The sequence below is a fragment of the Vreelandella venusta genome (genome assembly GCF_044809155.1).
In the GTDB taxonomy this organism is placed as follows: Bacteria; Pseudomonadota; Gammaproteobacteria; order Pseudomonadales; family Halomonadaceae; genus Vreelandella; species Vreelandella venusta_B.
Genome location: NZ_CP085241.1, coordinates 1 through 18,125 on the forward strand (window position 1 = coordinate 1; position 18,125 = coordinate 18,125).

15 protein-coding genes are annotated in these 18,125 nt (G+C 50.1%); 6 read left to right on the forward strand and 9 right to left on the reverse strand.

All coding sequences use genetic code 11. From position 1 onward, the window contains the following. The 4 genes from dnaA (at position 1) to gyrB (ending at position 6,279) form a co-directional block, all read left to right on the forward strand. A complete protein-coding gene (gene dnaA / locus LG301_RS00005) occupies positions 1-1,467 on the forward strand; it encodes a chromosomal replication initiator protein DnaA (protein WP_404472338.1) in 1,467 nt (488 codons plus the stop codon). Positions 1,468-1,524: 57 nt separating this feature from the next. Further along, positions 1,525-2,628: a DNA polymerase III subunit beta gene (gene dnaN, locus LG301_RS00010; RefSeq protein WP_404472340.1), complete on the forward strand. Its 1,104-nt coding sequence runs from the start codon at positions 1,525-1,527 to the stop codon at positions 2,626-2,628. An 87-nt stretch (positions 2,629-2,715) separates the two neighbouring features. Next, positions 2,716-3,819, forward strand: a complete 1,104-nt coding sequence (gene recF / locus LG301_RS00015) for a DNA replication/repair protein RecF (protein ID WP_404472342.1) — start codon at positions 2,716-2,718, stop codon at positions 3,817-3,819. A 39-nt stretch (positions 3,820-3,858) separates the two neighbouring features. Next, positions 3,859-6,279 carry a DNA topoisomerase (ATP-hydrolyzing) subunit B gene (gene gyrB, locus LG301_RS00020; RefSeq protein WP_404472344.1) on the forward strand — a complete coding sequence of 807 codons (2,421 nt, stop codon included), beginning with the start codon at positions 3,859-3,861 and terminating at the stop codon, positions 6,277-6,279. Positions 6,280-6,390: 111 nt separating this feature from the next. Here gyrB and gmhB read toward each other — a convergent pair whose 3' ends face one another. The 4 genes from gmhB to glyQ form a co-directional block, all read right to left on the reverse strand. Next, positions 6,391-6,972: a D-glycero-beta-D-manno-heptose 1,7-bisphosphate 7-phosphatase gene (gene gmhB, locus LG301_RS00025; RefSeq protein ID WP_404472346.1), complete on the reverse strand. Its 582-nt coding sequence runs from the start codon at positions 6,970-6,972 to the stop codon at positions 6,391-6,393. Between the two features lie 7 nt (positions 6,973-6,979). Next, positions 6,980-7,576 carry a hypothetical protein gene (locus tag LG301_RS00030; RefSeq protein WP_404472348.1) on the reverse strand — a complete coding sequence of 199 codons (597 nt, stop codon included), beginning with the start codon at positions 7,574-7,576 and terminating at the stop codon, positions 6,980-6,982. Between the two features lie 408 nt (positions 7,577-7,984). Beyond that, the gene (gene glyS, locus LG301_RS00035; RefSeq protein WP_404472350.1) at positions 7,985-10,051 is read right to left on the reverse strand and encodes a glycine--tRNA ligase subunit beta; all 2,067 of its coding nucleotides are present in this window, start codon (positions 10,049-10,051) and stop codon (positions 7,985-7,987) included. After that, positions 10,051-11,022 (reverse strand): glycine--tRNA ligase subunit alpha, encoded by a 972-nt coding sequence (gene glyQ / locus LG301_RS00040; protein WP_404472352.1) that lies wholly within the window; start codon positions 11,020-11,022, stop codon positions 10,051-10,053. Before glyQ ends, glyS begins: the two co-directional genes overlap by 1 nt. Positions 11,023-11,131: 109 nt before the next feature. Between glyQ and rfaD the strand changes: the two genes are divergently transcribed. Then, positions 11,132-12,088 (forward strand): ADP-glyceromanno-heptose 6-epimerase, encoded by a 957-nt coding sequence (gene rfaD, locus LG301_RS00045; protein ID WP_404472354.1) that lies wholly within the window; start codon positions 11,132-11,134, stop codon positions 12,086-12,088. Beyond that, positions 12,081-13,127, forward strand: coding sequence for a lipopolysaccharide heptosyltransferase II (waaF, locus tag LG301_RS00050; RefSeq protein WP_404472356.1), 1,047 nt, complete (start codon positions 12,081-12,083; stop codon positions 13,125-13,127). Before rfaD ends, waaF begins: the two co-directional genes overlap by 8 nt. Here the strand turns inward: waaF and LG301_RS00055 are convergent. From LG301_RS00055 to LG301_RS00075, 5 genes are read right to left on the reverse strand one after another with little or no spacing between them, the layout of a single operon-like run. Further along, positions 13,117-14,766: a sulfatase-like hydrolase/transferase gene (locus tag LG301_RS00055; protein WP_404472358.1), complete on the reverse strand. Its 1,650-nt coding sequence runs from the start codon at positions 14,764-14,766 to the stop codon at positions 13,117-13,119. The two genes, waaF and LG301_RS00055, sit on opposite strands and share 11 nt — an antisense overlap. 30 nt (positions 14,767-14,796) lie before the next feature. Next, the gene (locus LG301_RS00060) at positions 14,797-15,504 is read right to left on the reverse strand and encodes a glycosyltransferase family 25 protein (RefSeq protein WP_404472360.1); all 708 of its coding nucleotides are present in this window, start codon (positions 15,502-15,504) and stop codon (positions 14,797-14,799) included. A gap of 57 nt (positions 15,505-15,561) precedes the next feature. Then, on the reverse strand, positions 15,562-16,551 hold the full coding sequence (locus tag LG301_RS00065) for a glycosyl transferase family 90 (protein WP_404472362.1): 990 nt from the start codon (positions 16,549-16,551) through the stop codon (positions 15,562-15,564). Then, positions 16,538-17,368: a glycosyltransferase family 2 protein gene (locus LG301_RS00070; RefSeq protein WP_404472364.1), complete on the reverse strand. Its 831-nt coding sequence runs from the start codon at positions 17,366-17,368 to the stop codon at positions 16,538-16,540. Before LG301_RS00070 ends, LG301_RS00065 begins: the two co-directional genes overlap by 14 nt. Beyond that, on the reverse strand, positions 17,365-18,123 hold the full coding sequence (locus LG301_RS00075; protein WP_404472366.1) for a glycosyltransferase family 2 protein: 759 nt from the start codon (positions 18,121-18,123) through the stop codon (positions 17,365-17,367). The genes LG301_RS00070 and LG301_RS00075 overlap by 4 nt, the downstream gene beginning before the upstream one ends. Positions 18,124-18,125 lie beyond the last annotated feature (2 nt).

Sequence of the window (18,125 nt, forward strand, 5' to 3'; positions counted from 1 at the left end):
GTGTCACTCGCGCTTTGGCAACAGTGCCTGGACTACCTGCAGGACGAACTGAATTCTCAGCAGTTCAATACCTGGATACGTCCGTTGCAGGCAGAAGAAGGAGAGTCTAACGAGCTATGCTTGTTGGCGCCGAACCGCTTTGTGCGCGACTGGGTGAGTGATAAGTACGCCAAACGAATCAGCGAATTGATTCGTGAGCTGGCCCCCGGTAAGCCTCCCAAAGTCAGTTTAACGGTGGGTAGCCGACGTGTAGCGGCACCTGCGCCACAGCCGCGTGATTTAGGTAACCCGGTGTCGGCAGCACCTGCGCAACGAATAGCACCCGCCGTTCACACGTCACCCCGGGGTAATGTTTCCGATGAGCGAGAAATTAGCCAGCTAAGGGAAGAGGCGCCGGTACGTCGTAGTAATGAACGTCAGGTGCAGGTTGAAGGTAGTTTAAAGCACGGTAGTGGCCTCAATCCTAATTTCACGTTTGATAAGTTCGTTGAGGGTAAGTCGAACCAATTGGCCCGTGCGGCGTCCCGTCAGGTCTCGGAAAATCCAGGTGGTGCTTATAACCCCTTGTTTTTATACGGCGGTGTTGGCTTAGGTAAAACGCACTTGATGCACGCGGTAGGTAATGCACTGGCCGAGCGGCGTGAAAATGCTCAAGTGGTCTACCTGCACTCGGAGCGCTTTGTTGCAGATATGGTGAAAGCGCTGCAGCTAAATGCCATTAATGATTTTAAGCGCTTTTATCGCAGTGTTGATGCGCTCCTCATCGATGATATCCAGTTTTTTGCGGGTAAAGAGCGCTCTCAGGAAGAGTTTTTTCACACCTTCAATGCGCTGTTAGAAGGGGGGCAACAGATGATTCTCACCTCTGACCGCTACCCCAAAGAGATCAGTGGCGTTGAAGAGCGCTTGAAGTCACGCTTCGGGTGGGGGCTTACCGTCGCGATAGAGCCGCCTGAATTAGAAACCCGCGTTGCCATTTTGATGAAGAAGGCCGATCAAGCAAAAGTCGACCTCCCTCATGATGCTGCTTTTTTCATTGCTCAGAAAATTCGCTCAAATGTCCGTGAGCTTGAGGGAGCGCTGAAAAAAGTTATTGCCGATTCGCATTTTATGGGCAAAACCATTACCCAAGACTTTATTCGTGAGTCGCTTAAGGACTTGCTTGCGCTTCAGGATAAGCAGGTAGGGGTCGATAATATTCAGCGCACGGTGGCTGAGTATTACAAAATTAAGGTCGCAGATTTGCTGTCCAAGCGGCGTTCGCGCTCAGTGGCAAGGCCTCGGCAGGTCGCTATGGCGCTTGCCAAAGAACTCACCAATCACAGCCTGCCTGAGATAGGTGATGCGTTTGGCGGACGTGACCATACGACCGTATTGCACGCATGCCGAAAGGTAAAAGCACTGCAGGAAGAGAGTGCGGATATACGCGAAGATTATAAAAATCTGCTGCGTCTGTTAACCAGTTAACCACTATTGTTGGGTCTGAAGTAGAGAGGCCTTTCAGGATATATAACCGGAGTATTGATGAAATTCTCAATTTCCCGAGAGGCGCTGCTGCGCCCGCTGACACTGGTGGCGGGCGTGGTAGAACGGCGCCAAACGCTGCCTGTGCTCTCTAACGTATTGATTCAAGTAGAAGGTGATCAAGTTTCACTGACCGGCACCGATCTTGAAGTTGAGCTGATAGGGCGCACGGTGGCCAACCAGGTGGATCAGGAAGGTGCGGCAACAGTGCCCGCACGCAAGTTAATGGATATCTGTAAGTCACTGCCCGACCAGTCAGATATTCAGCTTGCTGTTGAAGAGGGGAGGGCTGTTCTGCGTAGCGGCCGCTCGCGCTTCACGCTTTCAACCCTGCCGGTAGCTGAATTCCCCAATATTGAGGATGCGGACGGTAGCCAAGAGCTAAGCGTTCCACGTGGCACGTTAAAACATCTTATTGAAGCCACCTCGTTTGCGATGGCCCAGCAAGATGTTCGCTACTATCTGAACGGTATGTTGCTTGAGATTCAGAGCAACTTATTGAGGACCGTAGCGACCGATGGACACCGCTTGGCCATGTGTTCACGACCTATTGATATTTCTGTTAGCCAGTCGCAAAAGCTTATTGTGCCGCGTAAAGGGATTCTTGAACTGTCGCGCTTACTAGATGACAGTGACGAGCCGGTTAGTTTGACGCTGGGGGCCACGCATGTTCGTGCTCATACGGGTGATTTTACCTTTACGTCTAAGTTAATCGACGGCAAGTTTCCCGATTACGAGCGCGTTGTGCCACGCAACGGTGACAAGGTACTGATTGCCGAGCGTGCTGAACTCCGCCAGGTTCTTTCGCGTACCGCTATTCTTTCTAACGAGAAGTATCGTGGTGTACGTCTCTACCTTGAGGAAAATAATCTTAAGGTGATGGCCAATAATCCGGAGCAGGAAGAAGCAGAAGAGAACGTAGCGGTTGAATACAACGGCGGCGCTATGGAAGTAGGCTTCAACGTAGGCTATTTAGTCGACATACTCTCTGTGTTGAACGAAGACCGCGTACAGGTCACTTTAGCTGACCCCAACAGCAGCGCATTGTTAGAAGAGCCAGGCGGTGGCGATGCACTGTACGTTGTTATGCCCATGCGTCTATAACACGCGTTAGCCCCATGAAAAAACGGCGCTTCTGATAGCAGAAGCGCCGTTTTCACGTTTAATCCTTCAATCTGGTGGCGACTGTTAATGAGCCTAATTCAGCTACACCTGCAAGGCTTGCGTAATCTCGCACCCGTAGAAATGCGCCCTTCTCCGCGTATAAATGTGGTTTACGGGGTTAATGGCAGTGGGAAAACCAGTTTGTTGGAAGGCATCCATATATTGGGGATGGGGCGCTCATTTCGGACACGCCAGCTTAAGAATGCTATTCAAATAGAAGCTCCGTATATGACGCTTTACGGGCGTTTAGCCGGTAGCCCTGAGGTGACCCTTGGCGTTAGGCGCTTACGTGCAGAGAGAGAGCTTGAGCTGCGTTTAAGGGGTGAGAAAGGCGTGCGTTTGGCTGAGTTGGTAGAGGCCATGCCGCTGCAGTTAATAAACCCCGATGCGTTTCGTTTATTAGAAGGGTCACCAGCCGGCCGTAGAGAGTTTCTCGACTGGGGTGTGTTTCACGTGAAACATCACTTCTTAGAGGCATGGAAGCGAACGCGTCGAGCGGTGAAACATCGGAATGCGCTGCTCAGGCGTGGTAGAATAGTACCCGGTGAAATTGCAGTGTGGGAGCAGGAATTAGCGACCTGGGGCGAGCAGATGGACACGCTTCGTCAAAACTGGTTTAGCGAGTTTTTACCTGTTTTTGAGGAAACGCTAGCACGATTACTGCCATTGCCGGGGTTAACGCTTCGGTATGCCAGAGGCTGGGATAAGCAGAAGCCCTTGGTTGAGGTATTACAAAGCAGCCGCGAAACAGATCAGCAAATGGGGTTTACCCAGCAAGGCCCCCAGCGCGCCGATTTGCGCATTCGGCTAAATAAACAGCCAGCAGTTGAAGTGCTTTCCAGAGGCCAGCAAAAGCTGGTGGTCAGTGCGCTTAAGCTAGCCCAAGGGCGGCTTCTGGAAAGCACAGCAAGGCGGCACTGTGTGTATTTGATAGATGATTTGCCTGCGGAGCTGGATGAACAGCACCGCCAGCGATTCTGCAAATTGCTTGAAGAGATGCAGTGCCAAGCATTTATTACCAGCGTCGACCCGGCCGCTTTAAACGGCATGTGGCAGCCAGAGACACCGCTTGGAATGTTTCACGTGAAACATTCCGGGCAGGGCCTGAGCCAGTTAATAACGGATGGGTAGGCGACACGGAATGAGACAGACTTCACGACGGAGTGGTCAATGAGCGAGCAGGCTTACGATTCATCAAGCATCAAGGTGCTCAAAGGGCTAGACGCAGTACGCAAGCGCCCAGGTATGTACATCGGTGACACCGACGACGGTACCGGTCTGCACCATATGGTTTTCGAGCTGGTGGATAACTCCATCGATGAGGCTTTAGCAGGTCACTGCAGTGAAATCCGAGTCGTTATCCATCCTGATGAGTCGATAACGGTCAGTGATAACGGCCGAGGTATTCCTACTGAGCTTCATGAAGGAGAAGGGGTATCTGCGGCAGAAGTGATCATGACGGTGTTGCATGCTGGCGGTAAGTTTGATGACAACTCCTATAAAGTCTCAGGCGGACTTCACGGTGTAGGGGTTTCAGTTGTCAACGCCTTATCGGAAGAGCTGCGCCTCACCATTTGGCGTCAAAATGAGGTATTTGAGCAGATTTATCGCCATGGTGTGCCACAGGCACCGCTTGGCGTAGTTGGAAAAACTGAAAAAAGCGGTACCAGTGTCCACTTCCGTCCTTCGCCGGCAACGTTTGCTAATATCGAATTCCATTACGATATTTTAGCCAAACGTTTGCGCGAGCTCTCTTTCTTGAATTCCGGTGTTGCTATCCGGCTGATGGATGAGCGCAGCGGTAAAGAAGAGTTATTCCATTATGAAGGGGGTCTTAAAGCATTTGTTGACCACCTAAATAAAAACAAGACCGTATTGAATCCGGTTTTTCATTTTAATGCCGTTCGCGAAGATGGCGTTGAAGTCGAAGTTGCCATGCAGTGGAGCGAAGCATTCACTGAAAACATCTTTTGCTATACCAATAATATTCCCCAGCGTGATGGCGGTACTCACCTGGCTGGTTTCCGCGCGGCGCTCACCCGCACGTTGAACCACTATATTGAAGCAGAAGGGCTGCTGAAAAAATCTAAGGTAAATACCTCGGGTGACGATGCGCGTGAAGGTTTGACGGCAGTCATCTCCGTAAAGGTACCGGATCCGAAGTTTTCATCTCAAACCAAAGAGAAGCTCGTCTCTTCTGAGGTGAAAACGGCCGTTGAGCAGGAGATGGGGCGGCTCTTTTCAGAGTACCTGATTGAAAAGCCTAATGAAGCAAAATCTATCGTCAATAAGATGCTAGATGCTGCTCGTGCGCGTGAAGCGGCCCGTAAAGCGCGAGATATGACTCGCCGTAAAGGTGCGCTAGATATTGCTGGCTTACCGGGCAAGCTTGCCGACTGCCAAGAGAAAGACCCCAGCCAGTCAGAACTTTACCTGGTGGAGGGTGACTCAGCAGGCGGCAGCGCCAAACAGGGGCGCGACCGCCGTACCCAAGCGATATTACCGCTGAAAGGTAAAATTCTTAACGTTGAGAAAGCACGCTTCGACAAAATGCTCTCATCGGCGGAAGTGGGCACCTTAATCACCGCGCTGGGCTGTGGCATTGGCCGCGAAGAGTTTAATCCTGATAAGCTGCGCTACCACTCGGTTATCATCATGACCGATGCCGATGTCGACGGTTCTCACATTCGTACGCTGCTGCTCACGTTCTTCTTCCGCCAAATGCCGGAGCTGATTGAGCGAGGCCATATTTTTATTGCCCAGCCGCCGTTGTATAAAATCAAGCGTGGCAAGCAAGAGCTTTATCTGAAAGACGAGCAAGCCATGGTCGACTACCTAACGACCACCGCGCTGGATGGGGCGGGGCTACACGTGAATGCCGATGCGCCGGGCATCACCGGTTCGCAGCTGGAAGCACTGGTGAATCAGTACCGCAATGTAATGAAGCGCATCGACCGCCTTGCCCGTGTCTATCCGATTGAAGTGCTCAAGCAGACAGTGCATACAACGGCACTACAAGGCGAAACGAGCCTGAAAGATCGCGTAACGATGGAGAACTGGATCGCTGAGTTACAAAAAGCGATGGATGATAAAGTGGCGTATGAAGGTGGTCCCCGCTACCAGTTCTACCTCCATGAAGATACGGAGCGTGGCCTGCACTTGCCGGCGGTGTCGCTGATTGCCCATGGAGTAACCACAGAGTATGTCTGGGGCTTAGACTTCTTTGAAAGTGCCGACTACCGCGCTATTGCTGGTCTAGGGGATACGCTGAATGGACTCCTGGAAGAAGGCGCTTATATCGCCCGTGGTGAGCGGCAAAAGCCGGTTTCACACTTCTCAGAGGTGCTGGCGTGGTTAATGCAAGAAGGTCAACGTGGGCTCTCTTTCCAGCGTTACAAAGGCTTGGGTGAAATGAACCCTGACCAGCTCTGGGAAACCACTATGGATCCAGACAGCCGCCGCATGCTGCGCGTTACTATCGAAGATGCTGTAGCCGCCGATATGATGTTCAATACGCTGATGGGGGATGAAGTGGAACCCCGTCGTGAGTTTATTGAGACCAACGCGTTAGTGGCGAATCTCGATATCTAAAATATCTTCAATGTGTTTCACGTGAAACATAGCAACGTAAAAACCGCAGGCGTAATGCCTGCGGTTTTTTTGCGTGAGGCCATTCAATACATTGAGAAAAATGCATAAAGGCTAGTCCAGTACATTTGCCAGCAAGTCGTCGACAAATGTAGCCAAGTCAGCGTAAATCAAAGCATGCTCTAGTCCGATGCCTTTTGCTAAGGTCTTTTCACCTTTGCCCGTTTTTACGAGAACGCTACGACATCCCACTGCTTCACCGGCTTGCAGATCTCGTAAGCTGTCGCCTACCATCCAACTGCCCTTTAAGCTGGAAAGATGCAGCTGCTGCTGTATATCGGTTAGCAGTCCAGGGAGTGGTTTTCGGCAGTGGCATTGATCGTCTGGCCCGTGGGGACAGTAGGCGATGCGAGCAATACGGCCTCCTTCTGCTTCTACAAGTTCACACATCCGCTGATGCATGACACTCAACGTTTCCTCATCATAATAGCCGCGAGCAATGCCTGACTGATTGGTCGCGACAGCGACGGTATAGCCTGCCTGAGTGAGCCGTGCAATTGAGCTAATCGAGGAAGGGTAGGGAATAAACTCGGCCAATGATTTGATGTAGGCGTCGGAGTCGTGATTAATCACGCCATCACGGTCTAAAATCACAAGCTTTTTTAACGGTGTGGACGTGAGTGGTGAAGAGAGCATACCTTTCCTATTTTGTGCGCAAGTGTTGATCTAGTAACGCCAGCGCCTTCAGCGTATGAGCAATTTTTTTGCCATCACTGCCAAACCGTTGGAACGGTATTTTTTGTAGTCGCTTGAGGCGGGGCAGAGTGGTTATGAAGCGCTCACGTACGTCTTCTCGAGCGTATTGCAGGCCATCCATTAGGGCAATGGTTAAACGCTCCCGATGCAACGGGCGTTGGCTCAGTTTGCCGTAAAGCGAAAAAATAAAGCAATGCCAATCGCGGACCATACAGTCGGTAAGCTTATGATAGTGGCCAGGATCGGTTTCAAAGTCGATAAACACAACTCTTTCTTTATTGACGAGGATATTGCGCGCGAAGGCCTCACTAAGATAACAGCTTCGTTTATGCACATCGTTCAACGCTGAGATACCCATAATCAGAAGATGGTCAATTTCATCTGGTGTTTCTGCTTGTGCCAGGCTGTCCAGTAGCGTTTGTGTAGGTGTTTCTTCAGCACTAGCATCTGCGAGTAAGAGTGCGTCAGGAGTTTCTGCCAGAATAGTAGGAACCGCAATACCCGCAGCGCAAAGCGCTCTAATTCTTGCAGCTTCCAGTGCCAAACTTTGTACGCCTCCTAGGTTGGGTACGGGCCTGAGTGCGTCGATGTTTAAACATCGGGCTAGCAGCGTTAGTGGTAGATAGGCCCAGCGTGAATTGCGCTTAGCGGCTTTTTTCAGCCACACTTTTTGGCCATCTAGCTGATAAGACGCTATGTTGGATTGCTGCTGAGGAAGGGTATCGAAAAGAAAAATATCGTACACAAGCCAACTCCTTGGCGGGCAAATTGCCAATGCGTATATTGTTAAAGCGTGGTAAGAATTAAAAATGTTTCATTTATTTTACATTGATGTTTCACGTGAAACATCACACCGCAGCAAAAAGCCCGGCTTTTAAAAAGCCGGGCTACGAGCTGTCTAACGGTTACGACTTCAGGGTGTGATAAGTCGCTTTTGAGAGGCTAAGCCGTGTTACTGAGGGAGCTGAGAAATATCGGCTACTTCCAGGAACAGCGCCTGCAGGCTGGCAAGTAGAGCAAGGCGGTTACGACGAATAGCATCGTCATCTGCCATGACCATCACCTGATCAAAGAAGGCATCGACTGGCTCGCGCAGCGTGGCCAGTGCGTCTAATGCCTGCTGGTAATCGCCTTTGGCAAACAACGGGGCTACCTGCTGTTGGCTAGCCGTGACAGCTTCAAACAGAGCTTTTTCCGCCGCTTCTTGAAGAAGCGAGGCCTCTACCTGAGTGCTGCCGTCATGTTCCTGTTTGCTCAGGATGTTAGAAACACGCTTGTTGGCAGCGGCCAGGGCAGCGGCTTCTTCACGTTGAGCAAAGGCTTTGACGGCACGTAAGCGACGCGCAAAATCCAGCGGTTTGGTGACCGGGCGTGCGCGAACCGCGAGGTACATCTCTGCAGAGACACCCTCTTCCTGGCCCCAGGCGCGGAAGCGGTCGAGCATATACGTCAGTACGTCTTCTACCAGGCCGTCGGCTTTCGGCAGGTTCTGGTGCTGATCAGCAGCCACTTGCAGCAGTTCACGCAAGTCGAGGTTCAACTCGCCTTTCACCAGAATGTTCAGCACGCCAATGGAGGCGCGGCGCAGGGCGAAGGGGTCTTTCGCGCCCGTGGGGCGTTGGCCGATACCGAAGATGCCCACCAGGGTATCCAAGCGATCGGCTAGTGCCAGGGCTTGGCCGGTCAGGCTTTGCGGAATCGCATCGCTGGCAAAGCGGGGCAGGTATTGCTCTTCTAACGCCTGGGCGACTTCCGCAGGCTCGCCATCCTGCTCGGCGTAGTAACGACCCATGATGCCCTGGAGTTCAGGGAATTCGAGCACCATCTCGGTGACGAGGTCACATTTTGCCAGTGCCACGGCACGCTGCGCGTGGGCCACATCGCCGTGAATACGCTCGGCGATAAAGGTCGCAATGGCCGTGCTACGGCGGGCTTTATCTGCCAGCGTGCCCAGCTGCTGCTGGAAGACCACGCTTTCTAATTGCGGAATGCGCGAAGCCAGCGTGTGCTTGCGGTCGGTGTCGTAGAAAAAGGCCGCATCCGCCAAGCGCGGACGAATAACCTTTTCATTGCCGGAGATCACCTGATCAGGGTCTTGGCTCTCAATGTTCGAGATAGTGATGAACAGCGGCTTCAGCTTGCCCTGGTCATCTAACAGGTGGAAGTACTTCTGGTTGGCCTTCATGGAGGAGATCAGACACTCCGCGGGCACTTCCAAAAAGCGCTCGTCGAAGCTGCCGGTCAGTGCGACGGGCCACTCCACCAAACCGCTGACCTCTACCAGCAGGTCCTCGTCGATGACGGCGTTGGCTTCCTGAACTTCGGCCTCGGCGAGCACCTGTTCACGAATACGCTCCCGGCGACGCTGGCGGTCTGCCAATACGTAGGCGCTTTCCAGTGCTGCCAGATAGTCGTCGGCATGCTCAAGTTGAATCGCATCCGGCGAGTGGAAGCGATGGCCGTAGGTGGTACGGCTGGCTTGAAGGCCAAGGGCTTCGGCGGCAACAACTTGGCTACCGTACAGTGCTACCAACCAGTGAACCGGACGGGAGAACTCAACGCGGGACGCACCCCAGCGCATGTTCTTGGGCACCGGCAGCGACTGGAGCGTTTTACGCACCATCTCAGGTAGTAGCGCTTGAACGCTGTCACCCTGCTGCTGTTCGCGGTAGCCAAGCCAGGTGCCTTTGTCGGTTTCCAGATGGATCAGATCATCCACGCTGACACCGCAGGAGCGCGCAAAGCCTTCGGCCGCTTTGGTGGGGGCGCCGTCTTTAAACGCGGCGGCCAGGGCAGGGCCACGGCGCTCTACTTCACGGTCTGGCTGCTTGTCGGCAAGCCCGGTGACTTGCACGGCTAAGCGTCGCGGCGTGGCGTAAGCGGTCACCGCTTGGAAGGGAATCTCGGCTTCCTGTAGGCCTTTTTCAATGCCGGCAGCAAAGGCGTCTGAAAGCGCGTCCAGCGCGGTCGGCGGAAGCTCTTCTGCGCCCAGTTCTAATAAAAGCGTATCAACAGCCATTATGCGTCTCCCTGCTCAGCGAGCTTTTCTTGTAACAGTTCACGGCGTAATTCTTCCGATGCCATGGGGAAGCCTGCTGCTTTACGAGACTCGAAGTAGGCGGTAGCGACATCACGCGCCATGGTGCGTACACGCAGGATGAAGCGCTGACGTTCCGTGACGGAGATCGCGTGGCGGGCATCCAGCAGGTTGAACGTATGGGACGCTTTCAGCACCTGCTCGTAAGCGGGCAGCGGCAGGCTCGCGGCCAACAGCTTGCTGCACTCTTTTTCCTGGTGATCAAACGCCGCGAAGAGCTGATCCACATCTGCGTGCTCAAAGTTATACGCCGACTGCTCGCGCTCGTTTTGCAGGTAGACATCGCCGTAACTAACTTTGCTGCCGTCCGGCGCAATGGCCCATACCAGATCATAAACGCTGTCGACGTTCTGCAGGTACATAGCGATACGCTCAAGCCCGTAGGTCAGCTCGCCGGTGACGGGGTAGCATTCGATGCCGCCCGCTTGCTGGAAGTAGGTAAACTGAGTCACTTCCATGCCGTTGAGCCATACTTCCCAACCAAGGCCCCAGGCACCTAAAGTGGGGGACTCCCAGTTATCTTCCACGAAGCGTACGTCGTGAATCAGCGGGTCGAGCCCGAGGCGCTTTAACGAACCTAGGTAAAGATCCTGCAGGTTGCTGGGGGAGGGCTTCATCACCACCTGGAACTGGTAGTAGTGCTGCAAGCGGTTAGGGTTTTCGCCGTAGCGGCCGTCCGTTGGGCGGCGGGAAGGCTGAACGTAGGCAGCGTTCCAGGTTTCTGGGCCAATCGCCCGCAGGAAGGTGGCGGGGTGGAAGGTGCCCGCGCCGACTTCCATATCGAGGGGTTGAAGGATGACACAGCCCTGTTCTGCCCAGTACTGTTGCAGAGCAAGGATCAAGCCTTGAAAGGTCGACACATCGGGTGTCGATTGGTTTGTCGAAACACTCATCGCGGAAAGCACCGTTGGCCATGAATTCATAAGCCGTCAAGTATACAATCACAGGCAGATGGGTTATAGGCACGATAGCCAAAGAGCCGCTTTTGGTAAGGAGAACGAGATGATCGTTGTAACAGGCGGTGCCGGGTTTATCGGCGCCAATATTGTCAAAGCGCTGAATGCTCGTGGTCGTGAAGATGTGATGGTGGTCGATGACCTTCGCGATGGCACTAAGTTTGTCAATTTGGCGGACTGCACCCTCGCCGATTATCTGGATAAAGAAGATTTTATTGCTCGCGTTAAAGCAGCATTGCGCGGTGAGACGGTCGACCTACCGACCATCGATGCGATTTTCCATGAAGGAGCCTGTTCGGACACCACTGAGTGGGACGGGCACTACATGATGGAGAATAATTTCGAGTACTCCAAAGTGCTGCTCAACTACTGTGAAAAACTGAGCATTCCTTTTCTGTACGCGTCGTCAGCAGCGACCTACGGCGGCAGCGAGGTGTTCAAGGAAGCGCCTGAGCATGAAAAACCGCTCAACGTCTACGGTTACTCTAAGCTGCTGTTTGATCAGCACGTGCGCTCGCGCTGGAGTGAGTTAACCACCCAGGTGGTGGGCTTCCGCTACTTCAACGTTTACGGGCCGCGAGAGCAGCATAAAGGCAAGATGGCCAGCGTGGCGTACCACAACCACCTGCAGATCCGTAACGGCGAAACGCTGAAGCTTTTTGGTGCTTACGGTGGCTACGAGGCGGGCATGCAAAGCCGCGATTTTGTCTACGTGGGCGATGTGGTCGATGTGAATCTCTGGTTTTTGGATAACCCCAGCGCATCAGGTATCTTCAATTTGGGCACTGGCCGTGCCGAGCCGTTCAAGGCGATTGGCGAGGCGGTCATCGACTTTTATGGCCAGGGAGAGATTGATTATATTCCCTTCCCCCAAGAGCTGAAGGGGCGTTACCAGAGCTACACCCGCGCTGATATTAGCAACCTGCGAGCGTCTGGCTGCGATGTGGAGTTCAAAACCGTTGCTCAAGGCGTTAGAGCTTACTTGGAGTGGTTAAATGGCTAATTCTACCAAGCGGCTGCTGGTAGTAGGCCCCTCCTGGGTAGGGGATATGGTCATGGCCCAGAGCCTGTTTATGACCTTAAAAGCGCGCTACCCAGGTGCCACGCTTGGGGTCGTTGCCCCTGCCTGGTCCCAGCCGATTCTTGAGCGCATGCCGCAAGTGGATGAAGTATTGCCGCTGGCGGTAGGCCACGGGGAGTTCGGCCTTGCTAGCCGCCGCGAGCTGGCGGCTCGGCTACGGGGCCGCTTTGATCGTGCCATTGTGCTGCCGCGCTCTTGGAAAGCGGCGCTGGTGCCCTTTATGGCCCGCATTCCTGAGCGGGTGGGCTTTTTAGGCGAACACCGCTACGGCCTGTTAAAAGAGCGTCGTAAGTTAGACAAGCAGGTGCTGGATCAGACCGTCAAACGGTTTGTGTCGCTAGGGCTACCCTTGGAAGAGGCGCAAACCGGCCAGTTCTCAATTCCCACACCGCGTCTCACTATCGATCGAGATAACCTGGTGAATTTGCGTCTTAGCCATGCGCTTTCGTCTCGACCCGCGATTGGTATGATGCCTGGCGCAGAGTATGGGCCAGCCAAACAGTGGCCGCTGGCATACTTTCATCAACTTTCAGAAAGGCTGGTCAAAGATGGCTTTGAAGTGCGGGTGCTGGGCGGAGCGAAGGATCATGCGGCGGGACAGGCCATCGTGGAGGGACTGCCCCATGCGCATAATTTATGTGGCAAAACGCAGTTGGCGGACGCGGTAGACTTACTTGCTGACTGCCGCCAAGTGGTCACGAACGATTCTGGATTGATGCACGTAGCGGCCGCTGTAGGCGTGCGCATACACGCACTTTATGGTTCCTCCTCACCGGCATACACACCACCGCTCACCGATAATGCCGTCATCCACTATTTAGGACTCTCCTGCTCGCCATGTTTTCAGCGAACGTGCCCCTTGGGACACACAAACTGCTTGAACGAGTTAGACGTAGAGCGCGTCTATCAGGCCATGCGTGCTGATGGGCAGAACGCGCAAGGCGTCATTGTTAGCGCATAATCTCCACTTCGTTGGCCCGGTCAGTAGGCGTTTCGGTGACCTGCTCGGCAGTCGCTTCTTGTTCACGTCGCTGTGGGGCCAGCCCTTCCCAAAGTCGTTGCTGAAGAGCGGTCTCTTCGCGTAATCGCTCATTCAGCGTCTCAAGCCCATGAGTTTCGACCAGCGTGGGCTGACTGCTGAGTAAGGAAGCGCCTAATCCAGCGCGGTTCTCGTTCAATGTTAACCCCATGGCGTCCAGAATCGTGGGGAACACGTCTAACATGGTGGCACTCCGCTGCACTCGTTGCGGCCTGATGCCATTGCCCAGCATGATAAACGTGTTATCACGATCTAGTGCGATGAGCTGATCCCATACGGATACTCGCATGGTGAGATGGTCGCTGAGCACTACGATCAAGGTGTTTTCCAGCAGCCCCTCTTGCTTTAACTGTTCGATCAAGTCCCGCGCTTGGCGAGCAGAACACTCCACCGAGTAGAGAATATCCTGGCCGTCGAACTCGCCCTGGCGGTCCAGGCAGGTTTGGGAAGGGAAACCGCTGGGAGCGTGACCAGCGATACTCAGGTTAACCACAGCCCACGGGCCGTCGTCTTGTTCGTGCAGGCGGCGTACTTCGTTGGCGGTAATGTCATAGAGCGTATCGTCGTAAAGCCCCCAACTGTTTATATAATCGGGATCCTCAAGTTCAGGCATCAGCTCCTCTTTCCCCTTAACGGTATTGAACTGATGGCCTCGATAGAAAAGCCCTTTGCCCGCAAACTGCGTACTGGCGCCGCCTAAAAAGCTGAGCCGATAGCCCCGCTTAGCCAGCACATCCCCCAAGCAGTCAACGCCTGGTACCACCTTGGAGAGCGGTTCAAACTGGCTATCGTGGAGTAGCCCCGCAGGCATCAGCGGCACGCCGCACTGGCTGGCAATCATCCCCGCCATTGTCCAGCCAGTATTTTCCATCTGGCGGACGCCTTCGAAAACAGCGCCACCTTCTCCTAAAGCACTAAGATCAGCATATGCCTCTCCAAATGCTTCATTCGCATAGGTGCGCTCAATGCTCTCTAAATAGAGAAGCAATAAATTAGGCGGGTCGGCCAGTTCAGTACTAGGCGGTGCGATGTAGCTGCGGTCTAACCAAGAGCCATCGTCAGTCACAATCGAGGCACTGCGCTGGCCGATGCCGTAGAGCAGTGGATTGGCCGCCAGCAGTGCAATAGCAAAAAAGCGCTCGGTTAACCGCCAACGTTGGTCATGGCGTGACAGCCATGTAACTGACGCTAGCACAGCCGACACGGTTAGGACATAAGTGAGCGCTAGCAGCATTTTCCCCGCGCCACCGTGCTCCGCCATGCCTGCCTGAAGGTGAAAAAACACCGCACCAAGGTCAACATTGCCAAAACTATCGGCTAAATAGACATAGATACCAAGCAGGCTGATCGGCAACAGCGACCAAGGCCATACTTTCCGGTAACGGGCATTGGCAGGTCGCCCCCAGCGCAGCTTCAGTCCCACACCAACCCAGGTGGCGGCAATAAAAAATAGTGCCCACCAGGGGAGGCGAGTTATTACCGTAGTGGAATAGCCCAGGCAGATGCCAGTAATTACTAGAGGTAGCCATGGGGTAACTTTTGGTGTTGATAGCCGTGTCATATGTTAAATACTCATTTATAAATATTTTTCTTAATATCTATATTTGATTTTATTGACAGCCCAGTAAAATACACATATCGGGTTTTTTGCTTTCTTACCTTTCTTTCTATTAGCAATGCTGGTAAGTGACTGGTCTCTTTTTGCAATAGTTATATGGCTAACAAAAGCATAACAGCCACATAGCTTGGGTATTGATAACCATTTGTCAACAGGCATAACATAAGCCGTTTTTTTCATTGCAGATACTAGATTAAAAGCCCTTTCTGGCGTTATTCCGTAACATACTATTGGTAAAGGCTTTTTCTCTTTTATTGAAGATATTAAAAATGGTTGATATGGATGCTTTTTATATGAAAAGTCAGTAAATGAGACGAGTCCACAGTTTTCAATTTGATTAATAATTTCTTGATCAAATAATGTCTTTGGGTCTTTAATGAAATGAATATTGTCTTCAATTATTATTGATGGTTTGTTTGATTGAATAATTTTTTCCCATGCGGCCGCATGTGTTTTGAATGCGCCTACTTCTCCAGCCATGATGGCTTTTTGTCTAAATTTGTGCGACTTTTTTTTATGCTCTTTAGCTAAAAAATTGAGATCATCAATGCTATCAGAGTACACATAGTTAAATTTAATTTCTTCTAACAAGTTTTCAATTCTTTTTGATCTTTGTGCATCTCCTGTTGTTATTACATATATGTCTATTTCTTTTTGCGTATCCATTTCACTATGCATCATTTTTCTCTTTTGAAAATCATGTTTATTTAGATTAAATTAGAAATAGTATGAGTGTGTTCATAGAGGTGCTTTTATATGTTGGCCACTCATTAATAAATATTTCTGGGCCACTAAGTAAGATATTAGATTTTCACGATCATGATTTAAAAACTGTTTGATATAATCATTTGCATTTTCAATTATTCTAACTGCTGCATCTTCGTTTTTTAAGTAAAAATTAATCTTTTCGTCAAGATCCGAATAATCTTCTTTTAATTCAACATAGTGAAAATTGGGGATGAGCAGTCCTTCCATGAACCAGGTTTCAAATTTAGGTTTCACCATAAAGCATAGAGAGTTAGACGACATAATCCATTTTAGATTGCTGGCTACCTCATTGCCTTCAATGCTTAAGATAAATTTATATGTTAACTGTTCTTGTATGCTCATGAACGGTTTTTTTCCCAGCTCAGCATCTCTGCTGGTATCTCCAGCATTGCAAAGTGGGTGCGAGTGAAAGTTTTCAATAAAATAGCGACGATGAGGTTGATAACAGGCCCCCCGCCAAACAAGTAAGTCTTTTTTTTCTGCGTAATGAAAAGGATCTTTTATAAAATTAAAATGCCTGATTGTGTTTAATTTCAATAAGACAGAGTTTTTATTTTCTTGAGATATAGGTCTACTTTTAACAAAGGTTGGTGTGTCAGGAATGGTTTGCACATCACCAGGGAGGTAGTGAAATAATGAGTTTTCTGTAAAAGCAGCCAATTGCATCGTTAAATCATAATGATAAAACCAGCTGCCTGTTTTCTTAATGTTTAAGGTTTGGTAAGTACTCAATTCCTTATTTATATAAAATTTATCGTCTAATTTGTTGTAGTAGTCTACTCTTTGAAGTATGTTTTTCCTTTCGTAGGCGTTTGCTTTTTTATAATATAATTCAAAAAGCCGGTTTATTTTTTTCTTTTGATAGGTTTTAGGTGTGAGCTTCAATATCGCATACTTGTAGTAGCGCTTTAATTTTTCTAAATTTTTTCTAGGTTTTTGTACACGCTTAGACAAGTTCATTGCTTTCCTTTGACATGATATTCATTCCAGATTTGCAATAAGTCGTTCCCTTCTCTAAAGAGATTTGGAATTTTGAATAGTTTTCACTTTCATTAAGGCGCGAAGCTTCCTTATGATGAAGGTGCATAACGTAACTATAAAATTTGCCATCTTTTCTATAGATCTTGTTGTTTATTAACCTGATTACCAAGTCGCTATCTTCTAAACCCCAGCCTATAAAGTCGTTATTAAAACCATTAATGTCTATAAAATCCTTCCGCCATAGCGAAAGATTGCATGTAACGGCACCTTGCCACTTATTTTTTCTTCGAAAACGAAACGAAGAGTCAGCAGGCATTTTAAAAATGGGGTGAACTCTTTTTATTTTTCTTTTTAGCCACAGCTTCAGAATTTCGCTGCGCTGAAAGTTATATGATGCCCCGTTGGCAATTAGTTGACGAGTGTAATCTTTAGTGATTTTTAATCTTGAGCCTGGTACAAAAAAACCGTGTTGCGATAAATTGACATGATCTGTAATAAACGTTTTAGGAAGAATGCAATCACCATCAATAAATATAAGGTACTCTCCATCAGATATAGAAACCGCTTTATTTCGTATCCTGGCAGCTCGAAAGCCTGCATCTTCCTGCCAAGCATGCTTTATAGTAACGTTGCTTGATTTAGTAAATTTTTTAATGCATGAAGTTGTTTTGTCATCGGAGCCATCATCAGCAATAACGATTTCAAAATCCTGATAGTCTTGTTTTAAGGCGCTCCTAATAACAAGCTTTAGAGCCTCTGGCCAATTGTACGTGGTGACTATTAAGCTGACTTTCATTTTTTAACCTCAGCCTTTTGATATACCTTGGCATATTTGAAGAAAACGCCGATTGCATCGCCAAAGGAAATAACAAAACCGCGCCAGCCTGATAATAAACCTAGTTTTAATAAGTAGGAGCGAATAAATGCAAAGCCTGTTTTTAAAACGATGATTGGGAATGGATAAAGCTTTGCTTTTTCTGAGTTAGCATAAATCTCAGAATAAAGTTGTGCTTTTTCTAGTATTTGTTTTAAGTCAGTAATGGCGGTATGTTGGAGCTTACCTGGTAGCTTTGTTTTATTAGAGTTATCACGCAGTTCTAATTTTTCATGCACTTGGCTTTTAGTGAAGCGATGCGTTCCTTTGTTATAAAGCCTTATTAAAAAATCGTTGCCCCAACCGTTGGTTTTGATTGGTTTTCCACAAAAGAAGTTTTCCCGATGAACTTCAACAACGCAGTTGTCATCTTGTGGATGCCAAGCTGCTATATTATGAATGAGCGTTTGATCAGGCACCTCGTCACAGTCCAGCGAAAAAATCCATTCCGTGTCAGCATGGCTGGCAGCTACATTCTTGGTGATTCCAAAACCGAAGAACTCACCCTGAATGAGTTGAACATTATCAAACTCATTGGCTATTGATAAAGTACGGTCTTCAGAGCCATTGTCATAAACAACCACTTTTTTAAATGCGGAGAGGGCATTTAACGTATCACCAATGGTGGCTTCTCCATTTTTGACGATCAAGACAGGTGTTACATAACTTATTTCCATAG

Excerpts from the sequence above, each read along its gene's own strand:
- dnaN (WP_404472340.1), top strand. The coding sequence starts at position 1,525 with ATGAAATTCTCAATTTCCCGAGAGGCGCTGCTGCGCCCGCTGACACTG.
- recF (WP_404472342.1), top strand. The coding sequence starts at position 2,716 with ATGAGCCTAATTCAGCTACACCTGCAAGGCTTGCGTAATCTCGCACCC.
- gyrB (WP_404472344.1), top strand. The coding sequence starts at position 3,859 with ATGAGCGAGCAGGCTTACGATTCATCAAGCATCAAGGTGCTCAAAGGG.
- gmhB (WP_404472346.1), bottom strand. The coding sequence starts at position 6,972 with ATGCTCTCTTCACCACTCACGTCCACACCGTTAAAAAAGCTTGTGATT.
- glyS (WP_404472350.1), bottom strand. The coding sequence starts at position 10,051 with ATGGCTGTTGATACGCTTTTATTAGAACTGGGCGCAGAAGAGCTTCCG.
- glyQ (WP_404472352.1), bottom strand. The coding sequence starts at position 11,022 with ATGAGTGTTTCGACAAACCAATCGACACCCGATGTGTCGACCTTTCAA.
- rfaD (WP_404472354.1), top strand. The coding sequence starts at position 11,132 with ATGATCGTTGTAACAGGCGGTGCCGGGTTTATCGGCGCCAATATTGTC.
- waaF (WP_404472356.1), top strand. The coding sequence starts at position 12,081 with ATGGCTAATTCTACCAAGCGGCTGCTGGTAGTAGGCCCCTCCTGGGTA.
- LG301_RS00055 (WP_404472358.1), bottom strand. The coding sequence starts at position 14,766 with ATGACACGGCTATCAACACCAAAAGTTACCCCATGGCTACCTCTAGTA.
- LG301_RS00060 (WP_404472360.1), bottom strand. The coding sequence starts at position 15,504 with ATGATGCATAGTGAAATGGATACGCAAAAAGAAATAGACATATATGTA.
- LG301_RS00065 (WP_404472362.1), bottom strand. The coding sequence starts at position 16,551 with ATGAACTTGTCTAAGCGTGTACAAAAACCTAGAAAAAATTTAGAAAAA.
- LG301_RS00070 (WP_404472364.1), bottom strand. The coding sequence starts at position 17,368 with ATGAAAGTCAGCTTAATAGTCACCACGTACAATTGGCCAGAGGCTCTA.
- LG301_RS00075 (WP_404472366.1), bottom strand. The coding sequence starts at position 18,123 with ATGGAAATAAGTTATGTAACACCTGTCTTGATCGTCAAAAATGGAGAA.